This window comes from Paraburkholderia sp. BR14312, from assembly GCF_040948675.1.
GTDB lineage: Bacteria > Pseudomonadota > Gammaproteobacteria > Burkholderiales > Burkholderiaceae > Paraburkholderia > Paraburkholderia nodosa_A.
On record NZ_JBFPKI010000002.1, the window covers coordinates 472985 to 498375 of the forward strand.

The window sequence follows — 25391 nt, forward strand, 5'->3', positions numbered from 1 at the left end:
CTGTCGCCGCTTCCCGCGCCGCGGCATACGCCCTGCAAAACCGGCGCGCAAGCGCTATCCTATAAATCCCCCGCATGACGCGTGCCACCAGGGCGCGCTCATGCGGCGCATCGGGCCGCGCGCTGGCCGCGCCGCGTGCCGCCCGGCAGCTTCCATGGCGCGTCATTCCAAGGAGATCACCGTGCCTCGCAAGACCCCCATCGAGCGCTATCGCAACATCGGGATCAGCGCTCACATCGACGCCGGCAAAACCACGACGACCGAGCGCATCCTTTTCTACACCGGCGTGAATCACAAGCTCGGCGAGGTTCACGACGGCGCGGCGACCATGGACTGGATGGAGCAGGAACAGGAACGCGGCATCACGATCACCTCGGCCGCGACCACTGCGTTCTGGAAGGGCATGGCCGGCAATTACCCCGAACACCGCATCAACATCATCGACACCCCGGGGCACGTGGACTTCACGATCGAGGTCGAGCGCTCCATGCGCGTGCTCGACGGCGCGTGCATGGTGTACGACTCCGTGGGCGGCGTGCAGCCGCAGTCGGAAACCGTGTGGCGTCAGGCGAACAAGTACAAGGTGCCGCGCATCGCGTTCGTCAACAAGATGGACCGCGTGGGCGCGGACTTCTTCCGCGTGCAGCGGCAGATCGGCGAGCGCCTGAAGGGCGTGGCCGTGCCTATCCAGATTCCGGTGGGCGCGGAAGATCACTTCCAGGGCGTGGTCGATCTCGTGAAGATGAAGGCGATCGTCTGGGACGACGAGAGCCAGGGTGTGAAGTTCGAGTACGAGGACATTCCCGCGAATCTCGTCGAGCTCGCGCACGAGTGGCGCGAGAAGATGGTCGAAGCCGCCGCCGAAGCCGACGAAACGCTGCTCGAAAAGTACCTTCACGATCACGAAAGCCTGACCGAAGAGGAAATCAAGGGCGGCCTGCGCAAGCGCACGATCGCCAACGAGATCGTGCCGATGCTCTGTGGCAGCGCGTTCAAGAACAAGGGCGTGCAGGCCATGCTCGACGCTGTGATCGACTATCTGCCCTCGCCGGTGGACGTGCCCGCGATTCTCGGCCACGACCTCCACGACAAGGAGATCGAGCGCCACCCGAGCGATGACGAGCCGTTCTCCGCACTCGCCTTCAAGATCATGACCGACCCGTTCGTCGGCCAGCTGATCTTCTTCCGCGTCTATTCGGGCGTGGTGAATTCGGGCGACACGGTGCTCAACGCGACCAAGGACAAGAAGGAGCGCCTGGGCCGCATCCTGCAGATGCACGCGAACGAGCGCAAGGAAATCAAGGAGGTGCGGGCGGGCGACATCGCCGCGGCCGTGGGCCTGAAGGAAGCGACGACGGGCGACACGCTCTGCGATCCGGCGCATGCCATCGTGCTCGAACGGATGATCTTCCCCGAGCCGGTGATCTCGCAGGCCGTCGAGCCGAAGACCAAGGCCGATCAGGAGAAGATGGGCATCGCGCTCAATCGCCTCGCGCAGGAAGACCCGTCGTTCCGCGTGCAGACCGATGAAGAGTCCGGCCAGACCATCATCTCGGGCATGGGCGAGCTGCACCTCGAAATTCTCGTCGACCGCATGAAACGCGAGTTCGGCGTTGAGGCGACCGTCGGCAAGCCGCAGGTCGCGTATCGCGAGACCGTGAAGAACAAGGTCGAAGATGTGGAAGGCAAGTTCGTCAAGCAGTCGGGCGGGCGCGGCCAGTATGGTCACGCCGTCATCACGCTCGAACCGCAGACGCCGGGCAAGGGCTACGAATTCGTCGACGCCATTAAGGGCGGCGTGATTCCGCGCGAGTTCATCCCGGCGGTCGACAAGGGCATTCAGGAAACGCTCAAGGCAGGCGTGCTCGCGGGCTACCCGGTGGTCGACACGAAGGTCACGCTCACGTTCGGCTCGTACCACGACGTGGACTCGAACGAAAACGCCTTCCGGATGGCCGGTTCGATGGCCTTCAAGGAAGCGATGCGCAAGGCGAAGCCGATCCTGCTCGAACCGATGATGGCCGTGGAAGTGGAGACGCCCGAGGACTTCATGGGCAACGTGATGGGCGACCTGTCGAGCCGTCGCGGCATCGTGCAGGGCATGGAGGACATCGCGGGCGGCGGCGGCAAGATCGTGCGCGCCGAAGTGCCGCTCTCGGAGATGTTCGGCTACTCCACGTCGCTGCGCTCGCTCACGCAAGGCCGCGCCACCTACACGATGGAGTTCAAGCACTACGCAGAAACCCCGCAGAACGTGGCCGAAGCGGTCATCAACGCGAAGAAGACGTAAAGTCGGCGACGTGCAGGCGTTGCTGTGCACACGAAAGCCCGTCCCCTGCGGACGGGCTTTTTTGCTTGCGCGCGGCGCAATTTTGACCATGCCACAATGCGGCGATGACGCTGCGCCGTCACAGTCAAGGAGACACGACGATGAGTCACGAACACGATCATGAGCATCCTCACGACGACGCACCGATCGACTGGCGCGAAAACGGCGTCAAGGTGATACGCGGCGACCAGCTCGACACGAACACGGCGCAAACGCCCGGCATGAACCGCGCGGCCGCGATCAATGCGGCGCGCGTGGGCGCGCAGAAGATCTGGGCGGGCACGGTGACGATCCATCCGAACGCGAAGACCGGCGCGCATCATCACGGCGCGCTGGAAAGCGTGATCTACGTCGTGCGCGGTCACGCGCGCATGCGCTGGGGCGAACATCTGGAGTTCACGGCCGAGGCGGGCCCGGGCGACTTCATCTTCGTGCCGCCCTACGTCCCGCACCAGGAGATCAACGCCAGCACCGACGATCCGCTCGAATGCGTGCTCGTGCGCAGCGACAACGAGGCCGTGGTGGTGAACCTGAACATCGACGCCGTCGAAGCGCCGGAAACCGTGTACTGGGTCGATCCCATCCACCGTCATCCGCACGACCATTGAGCGCGCGGCAGCCCGTTCCGCCTACCACGACGCAATGATCCACTGACGATGCCCGCCGCCTCGCTCCGCGCCCGCCTGATTCCGCTCTATGCCGCGCTCATCGCCGCCAACCTCGGCGCGTGGGCGTGGGCGCTGATCGCGTTTCGCCACTATCCGCTGCTGCTCGGCACGGCGCTGCTCGCCTACGGCTTCGGCCTGCGTCACGCGGTGGACGCCGACCACATCGCCGCCATCGACGCCGTCACGCGCAAGCTCATGCAGCAGGGCCAGCGCCCGCTCGGCGTGGGACTCGCGTTCTCGCTCGGCCATTCGACGGTCGTGATCGTCGCCACGCTCGGCATCGCGCTCACGGCGCTCTCGCTGCATGGCCGCTTCGAGCAGTTCCACGAGATCGGCTCGACCATCGGCACGCTCGTTTCGTCGACGTTCCTGCTCGTACTCGCGGGTGTGAACCTCGTGATCCTGCGCGACGTGTGGATGCGTTACCGCCGCGCGCAGCAAGGCGACGACGCAGCGCTCGCCGCCGCCTCGAATACACCCGCGCCAGCCGGCCTCTTCTCGCGCGCGCTCAGGCCGCTCTTTGCGCTCGTCACGAAAAGCTGGCATCTGTACCCCGTGGGCGTGCTGTTCGGCCTCGGCTTCGACACGGCCACCGAAATCGGCCTGCTCGCCATCGCCGCCGCCGAAGCGGGCAAGGGCCTGCCGATGTATTCGATTCTCGTGTTCCCCGCGCTCTTCACGGCGGGCATGACGCTCGTCGATTCCACCGACAACGTGCTGATGGTCCACGCCTACGGCTGGGCGATGGACGATCCCAGGCGCAAGCTCTACTACAACGCGAGCATCACGTTCGTCTCGGCGCTCGTGGCGATCGTGATCGGCGGCGTGGAAGCGCTCGGGCTCATCGCCGACAAGCTCGGCGCGAGCGGCGGCGCGTGGACGCTCATCGCAGGTCTGAACGAGCGCTTCGGCGAACTGGGCTACGGCATCGTTGCGGCATTCATCGCCTGCTGGATCGGCTCGGTGCTGTTCCATCGCTGGCGCCGGCCCGCCGCGGCCCGCTAGGACACTCGCGCCCCTCTCACGACTGCACGGCGCGCCACGCGCGCGCAACCCCGCGAAACCCTACCCTTCGCCTCGTTTGCCGAAAGCGCGTAAACTAGGCCCTGCTATTGCGCGCCTGGTGCGCCCGATAGCCCCGTCAATCGTTTCACCTTGCTGCACCCATTCGTCGTCTGCCGTACCGCATCCCGCCGTCGCGCACGCCCCCGGGCCTCGCGCGCCCCCTGAACGGAAAACGCACGGAATCCCGCACCGATGAAACGACCGCAGTCCCGCCGTCCGCTCCTCCCCAGCCTCGAAGCGCTGCGCCCCCAGGCCGGCGATCACGGCAACCACGCACTCGACGAATTCGCTGCCGGCCGCCTCACGCGCCGCGAGCTGCTGCGCTATGCCAGCGCAGTAGGCCTCACGGCACTGCCCGCGTTTGCGGGCTTCGCCGTGCCGCGCGGCGCGCATGCCCAGGGCGCGGCAAAGCCCGGCGAGCAGACCATCCGCGTTGCGCACCTGATGCCCGCGGGCGCGGTCGATCCGCTCACCGTGACCGATGCGGGCGCGCTGTGTCTCCTGAACCAGACCGGCGAATTCCTCGCCAACGACGACGCGCAAGGCCATCTGCAACCCGCCCTCGCGCTCTCCTGGCAAGCCAACGCCAAAGCAGACGTCTGGACGTTCAAGCTGCGCCCCAACGTGAAATTCCACGACGGCCAGCCGTTCGGCGCGAAGGACGTGGTGGCGACCTTCGATCGCCTCGCCGACCCCGCAAGCGGCTCGGCGGCGCTCTCGGTGCTCAAGGGCGTGCTTTCGAAAGGCGGCACGAAGGCCGTCGACGATCACACGGTCGAGTTCCACCTCGACGCGCCCAACGGCAACTTCGCCTACTACGTTTCTTCGGACAACTACAACGCCGTGATGCTGCCCGCCAACTATGCGGGCAATTACGAAAAGAGCTTTATCGGCACCGGGCCGTTCAAGCTCGACAAATTCGAAGCGCGGCGCGGCGTGAGCTTCGTGCGCAATCCCGACTATTGGGGCGACAAGGCGCTGCCCGCGCGCGTGGAGTTCGCCTTCTACGCCGACGAGCAGGCGCAGTTGCTCGCGCTGCAAGGCCACCAGGCCGACGTGATGGGCACCTTCACCGTGCAGGGCGGCATCGGCATCCTGAACAATCCCGACTTCAAGGTGATCGGCGTGCGCTCGAGCGCGCATCGCCAGATCCACATGCGCAACGACTCGCCCACGTTCAGTGACAAGCGCGTACGCCAGGCGCTCGCGCTTGCGCTCGATCGCGACGTGCTCGTGCGCGGGCTGTTCAAGGGCCGCGCCGTGGTGGGCAACGACAGCCCGTTCGCGCCCATCTTCCCGTCCACGGCGACCGACGTGCCCCAGCGCAAGATCGACGTCGCGAAGGCACGCCAGTTGCTCGCGCAGGCGGGCGTGCCCAACGGCTTCGACGTGACGCTCACCACCGAGAAGTACATGGAGATACCGGACCTCGCCGTGGTCGTGCAGAACGCGGCGAAGGCGGTCGGCATCCGCATCGCGCTCAAGGTGGAAAGCCAGTCGCAGTACTACGGCGCGGGCACGTTCGGCAAATCGGACTGGCTCGACTCGCCGCTCGGCATTACCGACTATGGGCACCGCGGCGTGCCGAACGTGTTTCTCAACGCGCCACTCACCTCGGGCGGCACGTGGAATGCTGCGCACTTTCGCAATGCGCAGTACGACAAGCTGGTCGCGCAGTTCGCGGCGACGCTCGACGTAGCGGCCCAGAAGCAGGTGGCGAGGCAGATTCAGACGCTGCTGCTCGACGAGACGCCCGTGATCATCCCGTACTTCTACGACCAGTTGATCGCACAGCGCGCCGTGCTTTCGGGTGTGCGCTTCACGGCGCTCGCCCAGCTCTATTTCGACCGCGCGACGCTCGCCGCCTGAACCGGCCCAAGCGCACCCGAAACGGAGGTCCGATGGCTACTCCGCTCCCGCCCATATCGAATCCGGCCCGCACCGCGCGCGCATTCGCCCCACGCGCGGGCGTCGGGCGCTTTCTCGGCCGGCGCGCCGCCTGGGCGATCTTCACGCTCTGGCTGCTCTCGGTACTCGTGTTCGCGGGCGGCCAGCTGCTGCCCGGCGATATCGGCCGCGCCGTGCTGGGCCCGCTCGCCGACGCGCGCGCCGTGGCCGCCCTCAATCACGAACTGGGCGCGGACCGGCCGGTGCTCGACCAGTACGTTTCGTGGATCACGCATGCGCTGCGCGGCGACTTCGGCATGTCGTGGAGCTACAAGCAGCCCGTCGCGCCGTTCGTGGGGGACGCGCTCCTGCAGTCGGCCAGGCTCGGCCTGCTCGCATTCGTCGTGGTGGTGCCGCTCGGCATTGCGGGCGGCGTATGGGCGGCGCTCCACGAAGGCCGCCTGATCGACCGCGCGATCAGCACGGGCGGCCTGTGCGCGAGCGCAGTGCCGGAATTCGTCTCGTCGATCGTGCTGATCCTCATCTTCGGCGTGTGGCTGCGCTGGCTGCCTATCGAGGCCACCGCGCCCAGCGGCGCGGGCGCGCTCGAACAATTGCGGCACCTCGTGCTGCCCGTGCTGCCGCTCGTGCTCGTGTTCTTCGGCTATCTCGCACGCATCGCGCGTGCGGGCACGATCACGGCGCTCGATGCCGACTACACGCGCACCGCGATTCTCAAGGGGCTGCCGAGCCACGTCGTGATCGTGCGGCACGTGCTGCGCAATGCGCTGCTGCCCAGCGTGACGGTGGCGGCCACGCAGCTCGGCTATCTGATTGGCGGGCTCGTCGTGGTCGAATCGCTGTTCCGCTATCCTGGCGTAGGCTCCCTCATCTTCAACGCCGCGAAGGCCAAGGACTTCCCGTTGCTCGAAGCGGGCGTGCTTGCGGTGGGCGCGGTCTATACACTCGCCAATCTCGCCGCCGACGCCCTGCACGCATTGCTCGACCCGCGCCTGCGCGCGCCGGGAGGCACATGAACGATACGGCATCCGAAGCAATTCTCCCGGGCGGCGAACCGGGCGAAGAAGCGCTCGCCGACACGCGTCTGCGCGACACGCTGCATCTGCTGCTGCGCTCGCCCTCGTTCGTCGCGGGTGCGCTGATCCTCTTATGGTGGATCGTCTGCGCACTCGCGGGCCAGTGGTTCGCGCCGCACGACGCCTACGCGTCCGATCCGCTCAGCTCGCTCCTGCCGCCGGACCATACGCACTGGTGCGGCACCGACCAGCTCGGCCGCGAGATCTGCTCGCGCGTGATCGTGGGCGCGCGCGACATCCTCACGATCGCGCCGCTCGCCACGCTCGTCGGCACGCTCGCGGGCGCGGCGCTCGGGCTGATCACGGGCTATTTCGAAGGCGCAGTCGGCACGCTCGTCGCGCGCACGCTCGACGCCGTGCTCGCGCTGCCGCTCGTGATCGTCGCGCTGCTCGTGCTCGCGGCCGTGGGCGCCTCGAATCTCGCCGTGGTGCTCGTCATCGGCATCACGTTTGCACCGCTCATCGCGCGCACGGTGCGCGCGGCGGTGCTCGCCGAGCGCCATCTCGACTACGTGGCGGCGGCTCGCCTGCGCGGCGCGAGCGCGTTCGCCGTGATGTTCACGGAGATTCTGCCCAACGTCTGGCCGCCCATCGTCGTCGAGGCGACGGTACGCCTCGGCTATGCGATCTTCGCGGTGGCGACGCTCTCGTTCCTCGGCTTCGGCATCCAGCCGCCGTCCGCCGACTGGGGGCTCGCGCTCGCCGAGTCGTACACGCTGCTCGCGGGCGGCGCATGGTGGACCGTGGCGTTCGACGCGCTCGCCATCGCCTCGCTCGTGGTGGCCGTGAACCTGATCGCCGACAGCCTGCGCGAGGTGCTCCAATCGTGAACCGCCCCGCTTCTTCACGCCCCGCTCTCGCCACCTTCAGTGCGCCGCGCGACGACGACGCGCTCGCGCTCGTCGGCCTCACCGTCGCTTACCGCGTGCGCGGGCGCGACCGCGACGTGCTCACCGACGTCTCGCTGCGCATCCGGCGCGGCGAAGCGTATGGGCTCGTCGGCGAATCGGGCTGTGGCAAGTCGACGGTCGCGCTCGCCGCGCTGCGCTATCTCCCGCGCAACGGCCGCGTGAAGGCCGGGCGCATCGCGATCGCGGGCGACGACGTGCTCGCGCTCGACGCCGACGGCCTGCGCGCGCTGCGCGCCAACGCCGTTTCGATGGTCTATCAGGACCCCGCCAGCGCACTCAATCCCACGCTCACGATTGCCCGCCAGCTGAACGAAGCGTTCGAAGCCGCGGGCGCCGACGCGAGCGTGGCCCGCTCGCGCTCGCACGCGATGCTCGAACGTGTGCGCATTGCCGATCCGGGCCGCGTGCTGGCGAGCTATCCGCATCAGCTCTCGGGCGGCATGCAGCAGCGCGTGGTGATCGCGATGGCGCTCGCGTCGAACCCCACGCTCCTGATTCTCGACGAACCGACCACGGGCCTCGACGCCACCGTCGAGGCCGAGGTGCTCGACCTCATCGCGAAGCTGCGTGCGGAACTGGGCATGGCGGTGCTGCTCATCAGCCACGACCTCGCGGTGATCGGGCGCATGTGCGAACGCGTGGGCGTGCTCTACGCGGGGCGGCTCGTCGAGGAAGGCGCCACGCGCGACGTGTTCGAGCGCGCGCGGCATCCGTACACGGTCGGCCTGCTGCGCTGCCTGCCGGCGCAGGGCCGCAACAAGCATGCGGGCGCGCTCGACACGATACCGGGCGAGTTGCCGGCGCCTGGCGTAAGTGCGCCCGGCTGCATCTACGCACCGCGCTGTCGCCTCGCCGACGCGCGTTGCCGCGTGGAAGCGCCGCCGCCGCATCGCATGGCCTCGCCGCACGGCGAGCAGATGTCGCGCTGCCACTATCACGAACGCGCGATCGACTTGCCGTTCGGGAATCTGATCGGAGGCGGCGACGGTTCGCAGACTTCGAGCGGTGGTCCGTCGAATGGCGAAGACGAACCGCGCGTCGTATTGCGCGCGCTCGACGTCTCGCGCACCTTCGGACACGGCGCGCAAGCCGTGCGCGCACTCGACGGCGTATCGATCGAGCTGCATGCGGGCGAGACGCTCGGCGTCGTGGGCGAATCGGGCAGCGGCAAGACGACGCTCGCGCGCATGCTGCTCGGCCTGCATGCGCCCGACGCGGGCGGCGCCGTCGAACTCGACGGCAAGCGCCTGCACGCCCACGTCGCGCGGCGTCGCGCCGACGAGCGCGCGGCGCTGCGCGTCGTGTTCCAGCATCCGGACGCCTCGCTCAATCGCGCGCTGCCCGTGAAACGGCTGATCGAGCGCGCGCTGTCCCGGCCGCGCGACGACACGCCGGCAGTTCACCAGGCCTCAGACGAATCGCGCATCGCGGGACTGCTCGAGGCCGTACGCGTACCGGCACGCTATCTCGTGGCACGCGCGCGGCAACTCTCGGGCGGGCTCAAGCAGCGTGTGGCGATTGCCCAGGCGTTCGCGGGCGAGCCGCGCATCGTGATCTGCGACGAGCCCACCTCGGCGCTCGACGTCTCCGTGCAGGCCGCGATTCTCAACCTGCTCGCACGCCTGCAGCGCGAACGCGGCGTGAGCTACCTGTTCATTTCGCACGACCTGGATGTCGTGCGCTATCTCGCCGATCGCATCGTCGTGCTCTATGCGGGCCGTGTCGTGGAAAGCGGCCCGGCCGGCGCAGTCTTCGACGGCCCGTGGCATCCGTATACAGAAACGCTGCTGGCTGCGCGCGCGCTCGGTGCGGCAACGGCCAACGGCGCGAACGCCGCGGGGCGCGGCTGCATTTTCAGCGCGCACTGCCCGCGCAAGCTCGGCGCCATTTGCGACGAAGCGCCTCCACCGCTCGCCGACGCGGGCGGCGGCCATCGCATTCTCTGCCACATTCCCGTAGACGAATTGCGCGCGCAACAGAGCGCCACCGCGGCCACACAAGCGGCGACCTGACGGCGCGATAGTGCGCATATCGCATCCGGCTTCGTTGCGCTGTCCGCTTTCGCAACGCGATTCGCGCCATTCAGCGCGCGCGTTTCATCGCCGTAACGTTTTCCGCGTTTTTTCCGCCACGCGGGCGACACATCAATTGTCAAGTCCACCCCACACGCCTCTCCCCGGCCGATGGCACAAAACTGGCTATATCGCCACCAGGCATCCGGCCGCTGCAATCCAGTGCAATCCGCCCCGACACGCGCGGGGCGTCGCACCGGGCGGACGAATGACCGGTCGCTCGACGCGCTTGTAATCTGCCGTCCCACGCCAATGGGTCCCGACAATCCACAAGCAGTCCTGCGCAAACCGGTCATCCTGCGCACGGCCTGACCGGGTGCCTTTTGTTTGGCGAGTACCGCTCCAGCCGGATCGAACCCAATACGCCGGCGCGAAGCGGGTTGCGAGCCTGACGGAGTCGGCGCACGCGCACGAGGCGTGCGGCCTGCACGGGGGCATGGGAGACGACAGCGCATCACGCTGCCGCCTTGCGGGGAGAACAAGATGAAAAAGATCAACATTCATCAGTACTGCGATTGGATAAGCCGGGGAGCTGGCATGTGCGCGGTGGGCGCGGGGGTTTTATTTGCCGTGATCTCTGCGCACGCTGCAGGCGATGCCATCAATCCCGTGATCCTGCTCGCCGACGCACCTTTGCCGGCGAGCGGGGCCGAGGGCTTCGGGGCTTTCGGCGCACCGGTTGCTGCCGATTCGCCTGCTGCCAGCATTTCGTCGAAAACTGATTCGGAGTCCGATTCGGCTGCGCTGGCGAGCGACGTTTCCACGGTATTCGCGCCGAACGATTGCATTAGCCGGACGGGCAGCGCATGTTTCCGGGGCAACGGCGGCGGCCGTGGCGGCCCGGGTTCATCGAGCGGCAGCGGCGGCGGTGCGGGCGCCGCGACGGCCAGTACGGGAGGGCTTGGCCGCAGCGGCAGCTCTAGCGTCGGAGGGACGGGACCGAGCGGTTCGGGAGGCGGTTCCAGCAACTCCGGCGGCGGGAAAGGCGGCAGTGGGAAAGGCGGCGGTGGAAGCAACGGCGGTAGCAACAGCGGTGGCAGTAACAGCGGTGGCAGCAACAGCGGCGGTGCCAACAACGGTGGCGGAAGCAGCGGCGGTAGCAACAGCGGCGGCAGTTCAGGCGGCTGTGGCTGCGGCAGCCACGGCGGATCGGCTAGCGGCCCTTCGGGCGGCCCAGCAGGCGGATTCGGCGGCGGCTTTGGCGGGGGTTTCGGCGGATTCGGCGGTGGCTTCGGAGGTGGATTCGGCAAAGGTGGACCGTCGGGCGGCCCGGGCGGCGGGTACGGCGGCGGACACGGTGGCGGCCATGGCAGCGGTCATTGAACCTGTACGGCGGTGCAGGCAGACCGCCGCAGCCACTCCGATCTGGCGCGACGGCCAGGCGCGCCAGTCCTGGCGTCGGCGGCGGCGTCCCGGTCCCCCGGCCGGGCACCGCCGCCGTGGGCCGGTCGCCGGATGCGCGATGCGCGTGGCGTTCCCAGGCGGCCACACCGGCTGTCTGCTCGCCATACGCCGATGCCTGGTATGACCGCGCATGCAAACGCCTACCCCATTCGCGCCCTACAGCATCTCGAGCGGACGCTTGCTGCGCGGCGGCTTGAAATACGCGTCGAGCGCCGCGTGCTCTTGCTCGCCGAGCACGAGATCGAGCGCCGCGCGGTTGTCGCGCACGTGCTCGACGCGCCCCGCCTTCGGAATCGCACAGACCCCGCTTTGACCCAGCACCCACGCCATCGCCACGCGATAGACCGACACCCCGTGTGCGTGAGCGATGTCGTCGAGCGGCGAGCGCCTCGGCAAGCGCGCGTGATCGACGGGGCTATACGCCATCACCGGCATGCGATGCGCGGCGCTCCACGGCAGCAGGTCGAATTCCGCGCCGCGCCTTGCGATGTTGTAGAGAATCTGGTTGGTCGCGCACGCGTCGCCGCCGGGCGTAGCGAACAGCTCATCCATGTCGTCGGTGTCGAAGTTGCTCACGCCCCAGTGACGGATCTTGCCCGCGCGCACGAGCGCTTCGAACCCTTCGACCGTCTCTTCGAGCGGCACCCCGCCGCGCCAGTGCAGCAGATAGAGATCGAGCCGGTCGGTGCCGAGACGTTTCAGGCTCGCCTCGCACGCGCGCGCGACGCCGCTGCGGCTCGCGTTGTGCGGATACACCTTGCTCACCAGAAACACCTCGTCGCGCAGGCCCTGCAAGGCCTCGCCTACGAGGCGCTCGGTCGCGCCGTCGCCGTACATCTCGGCGGTGTCGATGAGCGTCATGCCGAGCGCCACGCCTTCGCGCAGCGCGGCGATTTCCGCCGCGCGATGCGCGCTGCGCTCGCCCATTTCCCACGTGCCCTGCCCCAGCTTCGGAATGCGTTCGCCGTCCGGCAATGCGACGCTTGCAATATCGGTCGTCATGATCTCCCTTTGCGCGCCGCAACGGCGCCCACTGGCAAAGAACGGCCAGTGTATCGCCTCGCGCGCAATGCGGTCATACGCACTCTCGCAAGCCGTTCATTTCCGCGATTGCGCATCGATGACATAAAATTGCCGTTCGCCTTTCATGCCTGCCTCCCATGAACGCACCCACGGAAGACCGCTGGCGCGACCTGCGCCCGGACCCGGACAACGACACGCCGCTCTATCTGCAGCTCGCGCGCAAGCTGAGCCTCGCGATCCACGACAATCGCTGGAACGCGGGCGAAGCCCTGCCCTCGGAACGCGTACTCGCGGAGTCGCTCGGCGTTTCGCGCATCACGGCGCGCAAGGCGATCGCGCTGCTCGTCGAGCAGGGCCTGATTCGCCGCACGCAAGGCGCGGGCAGCTTCATCACGCCGCGCATCGAAGACCCGCTCTCGCGCCTCACGAGCTTCAGCGAGATGCTGCGCCAGCGCGGCTTCACGCCGAGCTCGCGCTGGCTCTCGCGCGAAATCCAGCCCGCGAGCCGCGATGAAGTGATCCAGCTCGGGCTCTCGCCGGCGGCGGCCGTCACGCGCCTGAAGCGCCTGCGTCTGGCCGACGGCATCGTCATGGCCGTCGAAAACTCCACCTTTCCCGCCGCGCTGATTCCCGACCCGAACGCGATCGGCGATTCGCTCTATAGCTTTCTCGAACAGCGCGGGCTTTCGATCGTGCGCGCGCTGCAACACTTTCGCGCCGTGAACGCGAGCGACGAAATCGCGCGGCAGATGAGCATCGCGCCCAACGAGGCGCTGCTGCTCATCACGCGCGTGGGCTATACGGCCGATCAGCGCGCCATCGAACTCACCGATACCTACTGCCGCAACGATTATTACGATTTCGTCGCGGAACTGCGCAAGTAGCGCGCGAAAACGCGACAGCATCTAGTCGTTCCAGACCGGCGCATCGCTGCCGATCGGCACCGGCGGCCGCGCATGAAACGCAGGCGTGAGTTCGAGCCGCTCGGCGGGCGCCACCGCGCGCACGCGCCCGAACGGCGAGTCCATTTCCTCCAGGCAATCGGCGAGATCGGCGGCGCCCACCTCGGGTGCCTGCTGGCCGTCTTCGAGCGTGCCCATCGTCTGCAGCCAGCGGCCCGTTTGCGCGAGCGAAAGGCGCACGTGCCAGCTGCCGCCTTCGCGCACGCGCCGCGCGAGCGCCACCATCGCGCCGAACGCGGCGAGATAGCCCGTGGCGTGATCGAGCGCCTGGCACGGCAACGGGCGGGCCGTGGTGAATGGCTGCGCGCCGGCTGCGCCGTTGCCGTGTTTTGCCGGGGCGACGCTCTCGGCCCACACGATGCCGCTCGCCGACTGCACGAGGCTGTCGAAGCCGCGCCGCTCGCGCCACGGCCCGCGATGCCCATACGCGCCGATCGACACGCACACGATGCCGGGCCGCACCTGCGCGAGCGCTTCGGGCGCAAAGCCGTGCGCGGCGAGCGCGCCTGGCCGGTACCCTTGCATGAACACATCGGCGTCGCGCGCGAGTGCGCGTAACTGCTCGCACGCGGCTGCGTCACGCAGGTCGAGCGTGGCCGAGCGCTTGCTGCGGCCGTTGTCGATTACGAGCGGCGCGATGTTCGGCAGATGCGGGCCGTTGATGAGCAGCACGTCCGCGCCATGCTGTCCGAGCGTGCGCCCCGCCACCGGCCCCGCGATGATGCGCGTGAGGTCGAGCACGCGTACGCCTTCCAGCGGACGCGCGCCGCCACCCGCTCGCGGCGCCTCGGCGGGCGCGTCGCCGATGCGCTCGATTTCGAACAGCGGCAGGCTCGCCACCGCCTTCGCCTGCTCGTGCGCGGCCCATTCGCGCGGTTCGCGCACGAGCGCGGCGCACAGGCCCGCTTGCGCGAGCGCTTCGTCGAGCGCCGCACCTTCCCAGCCAAGAATCGCGCGCGCGACGGCGTCGCGGTCGTCCGCGCATTGGAGCACGCGCAGGATGCCCGCGAGGTGATGCGGGAAGTTCGCGTGCAGCTGGATCCAGCGGCCGTCGCCGGTCGGGAAATGGCCCGTCACCGGATGACGCAGCTCCGTGGGCGGCTTGCCGTCCACACTCAAATAGCGCTCGCTGCGAAACGCGGCGAGCGCGCGGCGCACGTCGATCGCGACGCGCTGCATCCGGCCCGTGCGCAGCGCGTGCAGTTGCGCGGCCGCGAGCCCCGCCGCGCCGATGCTCGCCGCCGCGAGCGTGCCCACGCGAAAAATCGACGGCAAGCCCGGATCGGCGCCTTCGATGTCGAGCCAGTCGAGCGCGGACGGGTCGCAGCCCGCCAGCATCCAGAGGTGATCGAGCGCGTCGCGTGGCGTCATGGCGTGCAGTCCTTTTGCTAGGCAAGCGTGGAGAAAACGGGCCGTAGTGATGTCACGCATCGTCGCGCCGCTCGAATCCCGGATCAATCTTGATTATGATGATCAACATAGATTGATTTCTCCGGTTCCAGGAGGCGAGCCACCATGTCCAGCTATATGACCGCGGAACAAGCCGCTATCGAACTCGGCATCAGCCGGGCCACGCTCTACGCCTATGTGAGCCGCGGACTCATCGCCTCGGCACCCTCGCCCCATGGCCGCCACAACCGCTACGACGCCGCCGAGGTGCGCCGCCTCGCGCGCCGCAAGGCCGATGGCAAGCGCGCGGGCAAGGTCGCGCAGAAGGTGCTCGACTGGGGCGTGCCCGTGCTCGAATCGTCGATCACGTTGATCGCCGACGGCAAGCTCTTTTATCGTGGCGAGGACGCCATCGCGCTCGCGCGTCAGGCCTCGCTCGAAGAGGTCGCGGCGCTGCTGTGGCAATGCGCGCCGCGCCGCGTGCTGCAGGCGCCCGAGGCGCCCATCGCGGCCGCGCAATGGTCCGCATGGCTGAAGATCTGGAGCGGGCACACACCGCTCGAACGCGCGCTCGTGCTGTTGCCCGCCGCCGCCGCGCAGATGCCGCGCATCTGGGCGCAAGGCCGCGACGCGCAAATCGACACCGCTGCGATGCTCATGCGCCTGCTCGCGGCGGCGCTCGTTTCCACCGCGCCGTCGAACGAACCGCTGCACCGCCAGCTAGGCGAGGCGTGGGGCGTGCGCTCGCGCGCGCAAACCGACTTGCTGCGCGCAGCGCTCGTGCTGTGCGCGGACCACGAACTGAACGCCTCGACGTTCACGGTGCGCTGCATCACCTCCACCGGCACGCATCTGTTCGGCGCGGCAACGGGCGGCCTGGCCGCGCTGGCCGGGCCGCGCCACGGCGGCGAAACCACGCGCGTGGCTGCGCTGTTCGACGAAGCCGCGCGCGCCGACGACCTGCATCGCTATCTTGCCGACCGTCTCGCGCCCGACGAACTCGGCGCAGCCGTGCCGCTGTCCGGCTTCGGCCATCCGCTCTATCCCGATGGCGACCCGCGCGCGCGCCTCCTGCTGGACCTGCTCGCCCAACGCGCGCCGGCGCGCTCGCCGATGGACGAAGTCGACGCGCTCGCCCAGGCCGTGGCCGAGACGAGCGGCGCGCGGCCGACGCTCGACTACGCGCTCGCGGCCATCGAGCGCGTGCTGGGGCTGCCGCGCGGCGCGGCGTTCACGCTGTTCGCCGCGGGCCGCGTGACGGGCTGGATCGCGCATGCGCTCGAACAGACCGCCGACGGCAGGCTGATCCGTCCGCGCGCGCGCTACGTGGGGGAAATGGCAGGCGATACGACGCCTGCCGCCCGGCACATCGCGTAGGACGAGCAACGACGCCAACCCGGCTCAACCCGCCGCCCGGACGCCCCACTGCCCGCGCTGCACCCAGCCGCGCAACGCCTCTCCGATGCGCGCCGCGACACCGCTCGCACCCGCCGCGCGCACGCGTTCCATGTCGACCGGCGCCACCGTCCACGCCGGCGCAGCGGCGCTTGCGCCGCCCAGCGCGAGCACGAAACGCGCCCCTTCGCGGCCCGCGCTCACGTGCACGCGCACGCCCGCGGCCAGTCCGATCGACTCGCCGGCGCGCAGCCAGTAGTCGCCGGCGTCGCCCGCGATCGTGAGCCACAGTTCGCCCTCGCTCACATGCAATTGAATTGCCTCGCCGAGCCGCCAGGTTTCGACGGGCTCGCCATGTTCCAGTTCGAAGATTCGGATTTCGCGCATTGCCGTGCTCCTTGCAGACTGGCCGCCGAGTCACCCTCGGATGGCCGTGGGAAGGCTGGCTGACAAGGACTTGAAGCGCCTTCCCGGTAGGAGCATTATTGCGATCAGCGACGCACGATCCCATGTACAGTTCCGAACAGTTCATCTGGAACTGTGCAGTCAAAAAACCGAACAGTCACTGCCGTTTCAAACCGCAGCCTCAAGCGGCCTACCCAGCGAGACCCAGATGAAACTCGAACTCGACCGCGCGAGCGATGTGCCGCTCACCGACCAGATCGTCACCGGCGTGCAGACGTGGATCCGCTCGCGCGCGGCGCACCCGGGCTCGCGCCTGCCGTCGATCCGCCAGTTCGCCGCCGATTACGCCATCAGCCGCTTTCCCGTGATCGAGGCCTATGACCGGCTCGTCTCGCTCGGCTATCTCGACTCGCGCCACGGCTCGGGTTTTTACGTGAGCGAGCACGCGCGCTCGGGACTCTCCGGCATGGGCACCTGCGACCTCTCGAACGCCGCCGACGAATCGGGTCACCTGCTCAGCCAGCTCGAACGCGAGGGCGAGCTGCTGCAGCTCGACAGCGGCTCGATCCCGCAGGCGTGGCGCGACATCGACGCGCTCGGCCAGGCGATCCGCCATGTGTCGCGCAGCGACCCCGCGAGCCTCGTCGACTACGGCACGCCAACGGGCGACGCCACGCTGCGCGAGCATCTGCGCAACCGGCTCGCGCCGCTTGGCATCGTCGCCGAGACGCAGCAGATCCTCATTACCGAAGGCGCGAGCGAAGGCCTCGACCTGCTCATGCGCTACATGCTCAAGCCCGGCGACACGGTATTCGTCGAGGACCCAGGCTACTACAACCTGTACGGTCTGCTGAAACTGCACGGGGTGCGCCTCGTGGGCATCCGCCGCACGGCGAGCGGACCCGACCTCGACCATTTGCACGCGATGCTCGCCGAGCACCATCCGCGCGCGTTCTTCGTCAACACGGTGTTCCACAACCCGACCGGCTCGACGATCTCGCCGCCTGTCGCGTTCCGCCTGCTGCAGCTTGCGCGCGAGCACCGCTTCACGATCGTCGAGGACGACATCTACGCCGACTTTCAGGCCGATCCCACCGACCGGCTCGCGGCGCTGGACCAGTTCGAGCACGTCGTGTACGTGGGCGGACTTTCGAAGACGCTCTCCTCGGCGCTGCGCGTGGGCTACGTGGTCGCCAACCCGGCGATCGTGCGCGATCTCGCGGCCATCAAGGCGCTCACCAGCATCAGCGGCTCGCGCTTCTCGCAGGCCGTGGCCGCCACGCTGCTCGAGCGCGGCGCGTATCGCAAATACCTCGAACGACTGCGCCGGCGCATCGCCGAGGCGCAAGGATCGGCCACGCGCACGCTCGAAGCGCATGGGTGGGAGCTGTTCGGCAGCGCGGCGGCGTCGACCGCCGCGGCGAGCGCGGCGCGCGGCTATGCGCAAACGGGCGGCAAGTTCGTCTGGGCGCGCGTGCCGCACGTGGAGGATTCCACCCGACTCGCTGCCTGCGGCGAGCCGCTCGGCGTGGCGGTCTCGCCGGGCAGCCACTTCCGCCCGCAAGGCGAGGCGAGCCCGTGGATTCGCATCAACGTGGCGCTCACGCTCGACCCGCGCGCCCAGGCTTTCTTCGCGGCGGCGGCGCGCCTCGACGGATAAACGCGCGAGGCGCCGCACGCCCCGGCGCCTCGGCCGCTTACGCCACATTTGCGGCAGCCGGCCCGGCCGTCTGCGTGCGCGCGCCGTTTTCCCTACAATGGCGCTTGCCTGCGCGCCCCTCTCCTCGCCCATGTCCGAATCCACCGCTGCGTCCAGCACCACTGCGTCGCCCCGCTCGCTGTCCGTGATGCTGTGGCTCGTCGCCACCGGCTTCTTCATGCAGACCCTCGATTCGACCATCGTCAACACGGCGTTGCCGGCGATGGCGAGGAGCCTCGGCGAACTACCGTTGCGCATGCAATCAGTCGTGATCGCGTATTCGCTCACGATGGCGGTGATGATTCCCGTATCGGGCTGGCTCGCGGACAAGCTCGGCACGCGGCGCGTGTTCCTCGGCGCGATCTTCGTGTTCACGGTCGGCTCGCTCCTGTGCGCGAGCGCCCATACACTGAACCAGCTCGTGGCCTCGCGCGTCGCACAGGGTGTGGGCGGCGCGATGCTGCTGCCGGTCGGCCGTCTTGCCGTGCTGCGCACGTTTCCCGCGGAACGCTATCTGCCCGCACTCTCGTTCGTGGCGATTCCGGGGCTGATCGGCCCGCTCATCGGCCCGACGCTCGGCGGCTGGCTCGTGCAGATCGCCTCGTGGCACTGGATCTTTCTCATCAACGTGCCGGTGGGCGTGGTGGGCTGCATCGCCACCTTCATCTTCATGCCCGACAGCCGCAACCCCGACACGCCGCGCTTCGACCTGCCGGGCTACCTGCTGCTCGTGATCGGCATGCTCGCGATCTCGTTCGCGCTCGACGGGCGCAGCGAATTCGGCATCCAGCACGCCACCGTGCTCGTGCTCTTCATCCTTTCGCTCGCCGCGTTCGTGGCCTACGGGCTGCACGCGGTGCGCACGCCACAGCCGATCTTTTCGCTCGACCTTTTCAAGATCCATACCTTCAGCGTGGGGCTGCTCGGCAACCTGTTCGCGCGCATCGGCAGCGGCGCGATGCCGTATCTGATTCCGCTGCTGCTTCAGGTGGCGCTCGGCTACACGGCGTTCGAGGCCGGCCTCATGATGCTGCCCACGGCCGCCGCGGGCATGTTCTCCAAGCGCCTCGTGACGTATCTCATCATGCGCTACGGCTACCGCAGCGTGCTGGTCTCGAACACGGTGCTCGTGGGCCTCATGATGGCGAGCTTCGCGCTTTCCACGCCCCACGAGCCGCTATGGATGCGCATCGCGCAACTGGCGATCTTCGGCGCCGTGAACTCGATGCAGTTCACGGCGATGAACACGCTCACGCTCAAGGACCTCGGCACGGGCGGCGCGAGCAGCGGCAACAGCCTTTTCTCGCTCGTGCAAATGCTCTCGATGAGCCTTGGCGTGACCGTCGCGGGCGCGCTGCTCACCACCTTCACGGGCATCATGGGTCACAAGACGGGCGAGAACGTGATTCCGGCGTTCCACGCCACCTTCATTTGCGTGGGCATCATCACGGCGGGCTCGTCGTGGATCTTCGCGCAGCTCTCGTCGGACCTGCGCCGCACCGCGAAGAAGACCGATCCGTCCGAGCGGACCTGACAGCGCGCCTGACAAGCCGGGCCCGGGGTCGTTGCGGTCGCATCCTCACCGCCGGCGCGCGCACCGCAAAGGTGCGGCGCGCCTCGTGGCTGTGCGTCGCCTGGTTTCGCGCCGAATTCACGCACCATCCCGCACACCATCCCGAAATAGCACGTGCGCCATTGCACGGGTGAACGGCCGCTGGACCCGGCACTCGCATACTTTTTGCTGTTCTATCCTGTAAACTTGACGCTCACGCGTCCCGCCCGTCACGTCCGTCCCGAGCGCCATCGAAACGAAATGACCAGCATGATCGACATCGATCCCCCCGGTTTCCAGTCTCGCCCCATCGCCGGCGAAGAAGGCGCCCGCCGCACCGTGCTATACGGCGGCTACACCGTCTTCAGCGTGTTCCAGCCGGTGTTTTCGGTCGCGCACCGGCGCGCGATCGGCTATCACGCGTCGCTGCGCGCGCACGACGAGCAAGGCCAGCAGGCGCCGTCGCAGGAGGTGTTCACGCAGGCGGCGCGCCGCGGCGACCTGCTCGAACTGGGGCGTCTCGCGGAATCGCTGCATCTGGGCAACTTCAACGCGTTCGATTCGCATGACGAATGGCTCTTTCTGAGCCTGCACCCGGCCGCGCTCATGGACACGAGCTACGGCGACGCCCTGCTCGCCGGCCTCAAGGCGCTCGGCCTGCAGCCGCAACGCGTGGTGCTGGAAGTGTCGGAACAGGCAGGGGGCGAGAATTCGCGCTTCGCGGAGATCATCGACGGATTGCGCAAGGCGGGCTTCGTGATCGCGCTGGATGGCTTCGGCGCGAAGCATTCGAACATCGACCGCGTGTGGCAGGTGCGGCCCGACATCGTCACGCTCGACCGCAGCCTGCTCGCCCAGGCGAGCCGCCACGCGCATATCGAGCGCGTGCTGCCGGGGCTCGTCTCGATGCTGCACGAGTCGGGTCAGCTCGTGCTCGTGGGCGGCCTTTCGACCGAGCGCGACGCGCTGATCGCGCTGGAAAGCAACGCCGACTTCGTGCAGGGCGCGTATTTCGCGCGGCCCGACGTCGAGCCGGTGCCGCCGGCCAAGGCCGCGCAGCTCATGGACGATCTTTCGGCGCGCCTGCGCGAGCGCGTGGCCGCGCGCGAGCGTTCGCAGTCGGCGCGTCTCGCGCCGTACGTGAGCGCCATCGAAGCGGCGGCAAAGCAGCTTGCCGAGGGCGCGACCATGAGCGACGCCACGCTGCCGCTGCTCGGCCTCGACGACACGGCGCGCTGCTTCCTGCTCGACGCGTCGGGCCGCCAGATCGGCGACAACGTGCTGCCCGACGGCCGCACGTCGCAGCGCGCCAAGCGCTTCCGGCCGCTGCTGCATTCTGAAGGCGCAAGCTGGGAACGGCGGCCTTACTTCATCGGCGCAAGGAAGGCGCCAGGCCGCGTGCAGTTCACGCCGCCCTATCTGTCGATCAACGAGGCGCACCTGTGCGTCACGGCCTCGGTCGCCTTGCAAACGGAGCACGGCGTGCAGGTACTGTGCGTCGATATCAACTGGGACGCCGCGTTGCGCGGCTAGCGCCCATTCAGGCCGAGGCCTGGCTTACGCGAGGACGAGCGGCTCGGTGAGCAGCGTCGCGCAGCCGTGTGTGGTGGACGCGCGAGCGGTGACGGTAAGCGTGGACACGCACGCCGCGCCGTCGCTCGAGGCGAGCCGGGCCAGCATCTTGCGCACCGCCTCGCCGCCGAAAGCGCGGTCGGCGGCCTGAAGCCGGTTGGCCGGCCCCGCGCTTCCCCCTTCCGTTGCCGCGACACAAACGACCGGCTCGGGCAGCCCGTCGCGGTCGTCGCGCACATGCAGCCAGGCGGCGAGCGCGCCGTCCTGCGCGACGAGCGCCACGCCCGGCTCGCCGTCCAGCGCAAGCGCTTCGGCGCGCAGAACGCGCGCAACGGGCGCTTCTTGCGGGACCTCGCTGCGAGACTCTTCGGCCGCGCTCGCCACGACCAGCGCGTTTGCCGTCACCCCCAGCAAATCCATCAATCCCACGCGATCCTGTGCTTGCAGTACGTCACGCAAGCGCTCGACCGTGCGCGCGTGCCGCACTTTGTCTGCTGGCGCCGCTTGCGGCACGGCCTCGCGAGCGAGCCGAACACGGGCACGCCGCACGATCTGCCGGCAATGCTCGTTCGTGCAGCCGGTGAGCGCGCCGATCTGCGCATAGTCGCAGTCGAAGGCCTCGCGCAGCACGAACACCGCCTGCTCGAGCGGTCCCAGCCTTTCGAGCAGCAGCAGCAGCGCGTCCGAGAAGCGCCGCGCGCGCAAGCCCGCCTCTTCCGCAGAAGGCGCCGCGTCGTCGAGCCACGCGGCCTCGTGCTCGCCCGCTTGCTCGCGACGCAAACGCCGCAGCCGGTCGATCGCAAGGCGCACGGTGACCGTGGCGAGCCACGCCTGCGGGACGCGCAGGGCTTGTGCGTCCGCGTCGCGCCAGCGGAACCACGCGTCCTGCACGACGTCCTCGGCCTCCGCACGGCTGCCCAGCACGCGTGCGGCCAGCGCAATGAGCCGAGCGCGCGCCTCGCCGAAGGCGGCGGCGCGGCGCGCGTCGGTCCACGCTGCCGGTGCCGGATCGGCTTCGTCGCTCACTGGGGTCGCTGCCTCATTACACCCGGTGCCTTCCGGACTCGTTCCTTCGAATGTGTCGATCGCCTGCGTCATTCGCTTCGCTCCTTCGCCATGCGTGCTCGCTGCCGCCCTTTCCCTCATGACGTCCGGCACGCGGCCGGCGTGACAGCCTCACGCAAAAATATTTTCGTCACGGGCGACCCGCGGCGGGCGTCATGGCAGCAGTGGCGCAATCGCGCCGCCTACGGAAAAAACACGAGGCCCGTCATGCCATCCTTTGCACTGAATCATGCAGCATTGCCGCCGAGCGCGCTCAATCTCGTCCCGACCGTGATCGAAACCTCGGGGCGCGGCGAACGCGCCTACGACATCTACTCGCGCCTCCTGCGCGAGCGCATCGTGTTCCTCGTCGGGCCGGTGACCGAACAAAGCGCGAGCCTCGTGGTCGCGCAACTGCTCTTTCTCGAAGCGGAAAACGCGGACAAGGACATCAGCTTCTATATCAACTCGCCGGGCGGTTCGGTCTACGACGGACTCGCCATTTACGACACGATGCAATTCATCAAGCCCGATGTCTCGACGCTGTGCACGGGTTTCGCCGCCAGCATGGGGTCGTTTTTGCTCGCCGCGGGTGCAAAGGGAAAACGCTTCGCACTACCGAACGCACGCATCATGATCCATCAACCTTCGGGAGGCGGCCAGGGCACCGCCGCCGATGTCGAGCTGCAGGCGCGCGAGATCCTGTACCTGCGCGAGCGCCTGAACGCGATACTCGCCGCGCGTACCGGACGCGGCATCGAGCAGATCGCGCACGACAGCGACCGCGACAACTTCATGTCGGCCCACGCGGCCGCCGAGTACGGCCTGATCGACCGCGTGCTCGAGTCGCGCGACGACCCGTTGCTGCGCTAAAGCGCTGTGTCCGCGGCTCGCGGGCTCACGCGAGCCGCACGGCGAGCCACGCCGCCAGCACGCCCTTGTACTCGGCGACCAGCAGCTTGCGCTCCTTCGGCTTCGCCGCGGCGTATAGTGGGTTGAGGCTCTTGATGACCTGCAGCATGACTTCGGCCACGCGATAGGCCTCGTCCGACGCAAGCGCCGGCTGATAACGCAGGAAGAGCGCCGTGAAACGCTGGCGCAGCAGATTGCGCACGGCCGCATCGCGCTTGAAGCCGAGCGGCACGGATAGCAGCGGCAAATACGCGGGATAGTCGTGCATCAGATCGACCATCAAGTCGAACAGCCGCTCGACGAGTTGCGCGAGCGGCAGCTTGCCTGCATCGTCGTGCGCGGCGATGAGCGCGCTCCAGCGCGCGTCCATTTCGTCGCCATAGCGCTTGCGCAGCGCGAGGGCCAGTGCCTCCTTGTTCGGAAAGTACTGATACGCCGCGCCCACCGAAACGCCCGCCTGCTGCGCGATCTGCGTCATCGTCGCCGCTTCGAAGCCGCGCTCGGCGAAGGCTTCGCCTGCGGCTTCGAGCAGCGCGTCGACCGTGCGCGCCGCGCGTTCCTGACGCGGCACGCGCCGGGCGTTGGCGCGTGCCTCTTCCTTTTGCGCCTCTTTGCGCGCAAGCGGGTCTGCCGCCATATCTGAAGCCTCCTTCACATTCGTGTATGATTATGTGAAGCCATCCTCACATATAGGTGAACCATGACGCAAGCACTTTCACTGAATGCGCGCACCACGGCGCTCGTGATGATCGACCTTCAGCACGGCATCGTAGGCCGCCAGATCGCGCCCTATAGCGGCGCGCAGGTCGTCGCCAACGCCAAACCGCTCGCCGACGCACTGCGCGCCAAGGGCGGCACCGTCGTCTGGGTGCACGTGCTCCTGAACGAACTGCTCGCGTTGCCCGCCGACGCGCCCGGCCGCACGCCCGACACGCCGCCCGCACCGGCCGAAGCCTCGGAACTCGTGCCCGAGATCGGCGCGCAACCCGAGGACGTGATCGTCGCCAAGCGCCAGTGGGGCGCGTTCTACGGCACGAACCTCGAGCAGCAACTGCGCCGCCGCGGCATCGACACCATCGTCATCGGCGGCATCGCCACGAACTTCGGCGTCGAATCCACCGCGCGCGCGGCGTTCGATCTCGGCTTCAAGCTCGTGTTCGTCGAAGATGCCACCTCGGGTCTGAACGAAGAGATGCATCACTTTTCGTTCGAGAAACTGTTCCGCCACATGGGCCACGTGCGCTCGACGCAGGAAACCATCGCCGCGTTTGCGTAATTTCGTTTGTATAAAACGCTTCGCACAAAACAAAAAAGCCCTCGACTCGCATCGAGGGCTTTTGCATGTGCCGCAGCCAGTGCGGCGCATTCAGCAGGGCTTCGTATTACGCGAAGTTCTGTGCTGCGAAGTTCCAGTTCACGATGTTCCAGAACGCTTCGACGAACTTCGGACGCGCGTTGCGGTAGTCGATGTAGTAAGCGTGTTCCCACACGTCGATCGTGAGGAGCGCCTTGGCGTCGGTCGTGAGCGGGGTGGCGGCGTTGCTGGTCGACACGATGTCGAGCGAGCCGTCAGCCTTCTTCACGAGCCACGTCCAGCCCGAACCGAAGTTGCCCACGGCAGCCTTCGTGAAGGCTTCCTTGAACGCGTCGTAAGAGCCCCACTTGGCGTTGATCGCGTCGCCGAGCGCGCCCGACGGTGCGCCGCCGCCTTGCGGCGAGAGGCTGTTCCAGAAGAACGTGTGATTCCAGATCTGCGCCGAGTTGTTGAACACGCCACCCGACGACTTCTTGACGATCTCTTCGAGCGAGAGCTTTTCGAACTCGGTGCCCGGAATCAGGTTGTTCAGATTCGTGACGTAAGCCTGGTGGTGCTTGCCGTAGTGGAACTCGAGCGTCTCTTCCGACATGTGCGGAGCGAGGGCGTTCTTCGCGAACGGCAGCGGCGGGAGCGTAAATGACATGATGCGGTTCCTTCGTCGTGTTATGGGGAGTTCTGCGTGATAAC

General features: G+C 68.1%; 21 protein-coding genes. 15 read left to right on the forward strand and 6 right to left on the reverse strand.

Annotated features, from left to right (window positions below; all coding sequences use genetic code 11):
• Positions 1-181 precede the first annotated feature (181 nt).
• The 8 genes from fusA to AB3X98_RS08055 all read left to right on the forward strand — a co-directional run bounded on the left by fusA (position 182) and on the right by AB3X98_RS08055 (position 11352).
• The gene (fusA, locus tag AB3X98_RS08020; protein ID WP_342948498.1) at positions 182-2290 is read left to right on the forward strand and encodes an elongation factor G; all 2109 of its coding nucleotides are present in this window, start codon (positions 182-184) and stop codon (positions 2288-2290) included.
• A 140-nt stretch (positions 2291-2430) separates the two neighbouring features.
• Positions 2431-2937, forward strand: coding sequence for a cupin domain-containing protein (locus AB3X98_RS08025; RefSeq protein ID WP_368604048.1), 507 nt, complete (start codon positions 2431-2433; stop codon positions 2935-2937).
• A 48-nt stretch (positions 2938-2985) separates the two neighbouring features.
• Complete coding sequence (locus AB3X98_RS08030; RefSeq protein ID WP_368604049.1) at positions 2986-4002, forward strand: HoxN/HupN/NixA family nickel/cobalt transporter; 1017 nt, start codon at positions 2986-2988, stop codon at positions 4000-4002.
• A gap of 252 nt (positions 4003-4254) precedes the next feature.
• On the forward strand, positions 4255-5931 hold the full coding sequence (locus AB3X98_RS08035; RefSeq protein ID WP_368604050.1) for an ABC transporter substrate-binding protein: 1677 nt from the start codon (positions 4255-4257) through the stop codon (positions 5929-5931).
• A gap of 32 nt (positions 5932-5963) precedes the next feature.
• Positions 5964-6986 (forward strand): ABC transporter permease, encoded by a 1023-nt coding sequence (locus AB3X98_RS08040; protein ID WP_342948495.1) that lies wholly within the window; start codon positions 5964-5966, stop codon positions 6984-6986.
• Positions 6983-7876, forward strand: a complete 894-nt coding sequence (locus tag AB3X98_RS08045; protein ID WP_368604051.1) for an ABC transporter permease — start codon at positions 6983-6985, stop codon at positions 7874-7876. Before AB3X98_RS08040 ends, AB3X98_RS08045 begins: the two co-directional genes overlap by 4 nt.
• Complete coding sequence (locus AB3X98_RS08050; protein WP_368610229.1) at positions 7873-9969, forward strand: dipeptide ABC transporter ATP-binding protein; 2097 nt, start codon at positions 7873-7875, stop codon at positions 9967-9969. Before AB3X98_RS08045 ends, AB3X98_RS08050 begins: the two co-directional genes overlap by 4 nt.
• A gap of 543 nt (positions 9970-10512) precedes the next feature.
• Positions 10513-11352 carry a hypothetical protein gene (locus AB3X98_RS08055; RefSeq protein ID WP_368604053.1) on the forward strand — a complete coding sequence of 280 codons (840 nt, stop codon included), beginning with the start codon at positions 10513-10515 and terminating at the stop codon, positions 11350-11352.
• 237 nt (positions 11353-11589) lie between these two features.
• Here the strand turns inward: AB3X98_RS08055 and AB3X98_RS08060 are convergent, their stop codons facing one another.
• Positions 11590-12435, reverse strand: coding sequence for an aldo/keto reductase (locus AB3X98_RS08060; protein WP_069262776.1), 846 nt, complete (start codon positions 12433-12435; stop codon positions 11590-11592).
• 158 nt (positions 12436-12593) lie between these two features.
• Between AB3X98_RS08060 and AB3X98_RS08065 the strand changes: the two genes are divergently transcribed.
• Entirely contained in the window at positions 12594-13340 is a 747-nt protein-coding gene (locus tag AB3X98_RS08065) for a GntR family transcriptional regulator (protein ID WP_368604054.1), read from the forward strand.
• A gap of 21 nt (positions 13341-13361) precedes the next feature.
• Here AB3X98_RS08065 and AB3X98_RS08070 read toward each other — a convergent pair whose 3' ends face one another.
• Complete coding sequence (locus AB3X98_RS08070; RefSeq protein WP_368604055.1) at positions 13362-14789, reverse strand: CoA transferase; 1428 nt, start codon at positions 14787-14789, stop codon at positions 13362-13364.
• Positions 14790-14933: 144 nt separating this feature from the next.
• On the opposite strand from AB3X98_RS08070, the gene AB3X98_RS08075 reads away from it, so the two are divergent.
• Positions 14934-16184, forward strand: coding sequence for a citrate synthase family protein (locus AB3X98_RS08075; protein ID WP_069262779.1), 1251 nt, complete (start codon positions 14934-14936; stop codon positions 16182-16184).
• A 24-nt stretch (positions 16185-16208) separates the two neighbouring features.
• Here the strand turns inward: AB3X98_RS08075 and AB3X98_RS08080 are convergent, their stop codons facing one another.
• On the reverse strand, positions 16209-16589 hold the full coding sequence (locus tag AB3X98_RS08080; protein ID WP_342948487.1) for a DUF2917 domain-containing protein: 381 nt from the start codon (positions 16587-16589) through the stop codon (positions 16209-16211).
• A 226-nt stretch (positions 16590-16815) separates the two neighbouring features.
• Between AB3X98_RS08080 and AB3X98_RS08085 the strand changes: the two genes are divergently transcribed.
• From AB3X98_RS08085 to AB3X98_RS08095, 3 genes are all read left to right on the forward strand, one after another.
• Positions 16816-18267: a PLP-dependent aminotransferase family protein gene (locus tag AB3X98_RS08085; RefSeq protein WP_069262781.1), complete on the forward strand. Its 1452-nt coding sequence runs from the start codon at positions 16816-16818 to the stop codon at positions 18265-18267.
• A gap of 130 nt (positions 18268-18397) precedes the next feature.
• On the forward strand, positions 18398-19840 hold the full coding sequence (gene mdtD, locus AB3X98_RS08090; protein ID WP_069262782.1) for a multidrug transporter subunit MdtD: 1443 nt from the start codon (positions 18398-18400) through the stop codon (positions 19838-19840).
• Positions 19841-20119: 279 nt separating this feature from the next.
• Positions 20120-21391 (forward strand): EAL domain-containing protein, encoded by a 1272-nt coding sequence (locus AB3X98_RS08095; RefSeq protein ID WP_368604056.1) that lies wholly within the window; start codon positions 20120-20122, stop codon positions 21389-21391.
• A gap of 24 nt (positions 21392-21415) precedes the next feature.
• On the opposite strand, the gene AB3X98_RS08100 is transcribed toward AB3X98_RS08095, so the two are convergent.
• Positions 21416-22528, reverse strand: a complete 1113-nt coding sequence (locus tag AB3X98_RS08100; RefSeq protein WP_368604057.1) for a sigma-70 family RNA polymerase sigma factor — start codon at positions 22526-22528, stop codon at positions 21416-21418.
• A 174-nt stretch (positions 22529-22702) separates the two neighbouring features.
• Between AB3X98_RS08100 and clpP the strand changes: the two genes are divergently transcribed.
• A complete protein-coding gene (clpP, locus tag AB3X98_RS08105; RefSeq protein ID WP_321930894.1) occupies positions 22703-23347 on the forward strand; it encodes an ATP-dependent Clp endopeptidase proteolytic subunit ClpP in 645 nt (214 codons plus the stop codon).
• A gap of 25 nt (positions 23348-23372) precedes the next feature.
• Here clpP and AB3X98_RS08110 read toward each other — a convergent pair whose 3' ends face one another.
• Complete coding sequence (locus tag AB3X98_RS08110) at positions 23373-24023, reverse strand: TetR/AcrR family transcriptional regulator (protein WP_069262786.1); 651 nt, start codon at positions 24021-24023, stop codon at positions 23373-23375.
• Between the two features lie 63 nt (positions 24024-24086).
• On the opposite strand from AB3X98_RS08110, the gene AB3X98_RS08115 reads away from it, so the two are divergent.
• Complete coding sequence (locus AB3X98_RS08115; RefSeq protein WP_069262787.1) at positions 24087-24662, forward strand: isochorismatase family protein; 576 nt, start codon at positions 24087-24089, stop codon at positions 24660-24662.
• 106 nt (positions 24663-24768) lie between these two features.
• On the opposite strand, the gene sodB is transcribed toward AB3X98_RS08115, so the two are convergent.
• Entirely contained in the window at positions 24769-25347 is a 579-nt protein-coding gene (gene sodB / locus AB3X98_RS08120; RefSeq protein WP_042266176.1) for a superoxide dismutase [Fe], read from the reverse strand.
• Between the last annotated feature and the right edge of the window lie 44 nt (positions 25348-25391).

Bases quoted from the DNA above. Each gene is read 5' to 3' on its own strand.
- AB3X98_RS08025 (WP_368604048.1), top strand. From the start codon at position 2,431: ATGAGTCACGAACACGATCATGAGCATCCTCACGACGACGCACCGATC.
- AB3X98_RS08030 (WP_368604049.1), top strand. From the start codon at position 2,986: ATGCCCGCCGCCTCGCTCCGCGCCCGCCTGATTCCGCTCTATGCCGCG.
- AB3X98_RS08035 (WP_368604050.1), top strand. From the start codon at position 4,255: ATGAAACGACCGCAGTCCCGCCGTCCGCTCCTCCCCAGCCTCGAAGCG.
- AB3X98_RS08040 (WP_342948495.1), top strand. From the start codon at position 5,964: ATGGCTACTCCGCTCCCGCCCATATCGAATCCGGCCCGCACCGCGCGC.
- AB3X98_RS08045 (WP_368604051.1), top strand. From the start codon at position 6,983: ATGAACGATACGGCATCCGAAGCAATTCTCCCGGGCGGCGAACCGGGC.
- AB3X98_RS08055 (WP_368604053.1), top strand. From the start codon at position 10,513: ATGAAAAAGATCAACATTCATCAGTACTGCGATTGGATAAGCCGGGGA.
- AB3X98_RS08060 (WP_069262776.1), bottom strand. From the start codon at position 12,435: ATGACGACCGATATTGCAAGCGTCGCATTGCCGGACGGCGAACGCATT.
- AB3X98_RS08065 (WP_368604054.1), top strand. From the start codon at position 12,594: ATGAACGCACCCACGGAAGACCGCTGGCGCGACCTGCGCCCGGACCCG.
- AB3X98_RS08070 (WP_368604055.1), bottom strand. From the start codon at position 14,789: ATGACGCCACGCGACGCGCTCGATCACCTCTGGATGCTGGCGGGCTGC.
- AB3X98_RS08075 (WP_069262779.1), top strand. From the start codon at position 14,934: ATGTCCAGCTATATGACCGCGGAACAAGCCGCTATCGAACTCGGCATC.
- AB3X98_RS08080 (WP_342948487.1), bottom strand. From the start codon at position 16,589: ATGCGCGAAATCCGAATCTTCGAACTGGAACATGGCGAGCCCGTCGAA.
- AB3X98_RS08085 (WP_069262781.1), top strand. From the start codon at position 16,816: ATGAAACTCGAACTCGACCGCGCGAGCGATGTGCCGCTCACCGACCAG.
- mdtD (WP_069262782.1), top strand. From the start codon at position 18,398: ATGTCCGAATCCACCGCTGCGTCCAGCACCACTGCGTCGCCCCGCTCG.
- AB3X98_RS08095 (WP_368604056.1), top strand. From the start codon at position 20,120: ATGACCAGCATGATCGACATCGATCCCCCCGGTTTCCAGTCTCGCCCC.
- AB3X98_RS08100 (WP_368604057.1), bottom strand. From the start codon at position 22,528: ATGACGCAGGCGATCGACACATTCGAAGGAACGAGTCCGGAAGGCACC.
- clpP (WP_321930894.1), top strand. From the start codon at position 22,703: ATGCCATCCTTTGCACTGAATCATGCAGCATTGCCGCCGAGCGCGCTC.
- AB3X98_RS08110 (WP_069262786.1), bottom strand. From the start codon at position 24,023: ATGGCGGCAGACCCGCTTGCGCGCAAAGAGGCGCAAAAGGAAGAGGCA.
- AB3X98_RS08115 (WP_069262787.1), top strand. From the start codon at position 24,087: ATGACGCAAGCACTTTCACTGAATGCGCGCACCACGGCGCTCGTGATG.
- sodB (WP_042266176.1), bottom strand. From the start codon at position 25,347: ATGTCATTTACGCTCCCGCCGCTGCCGTTCGCGAAGAACGCCCTCGCT.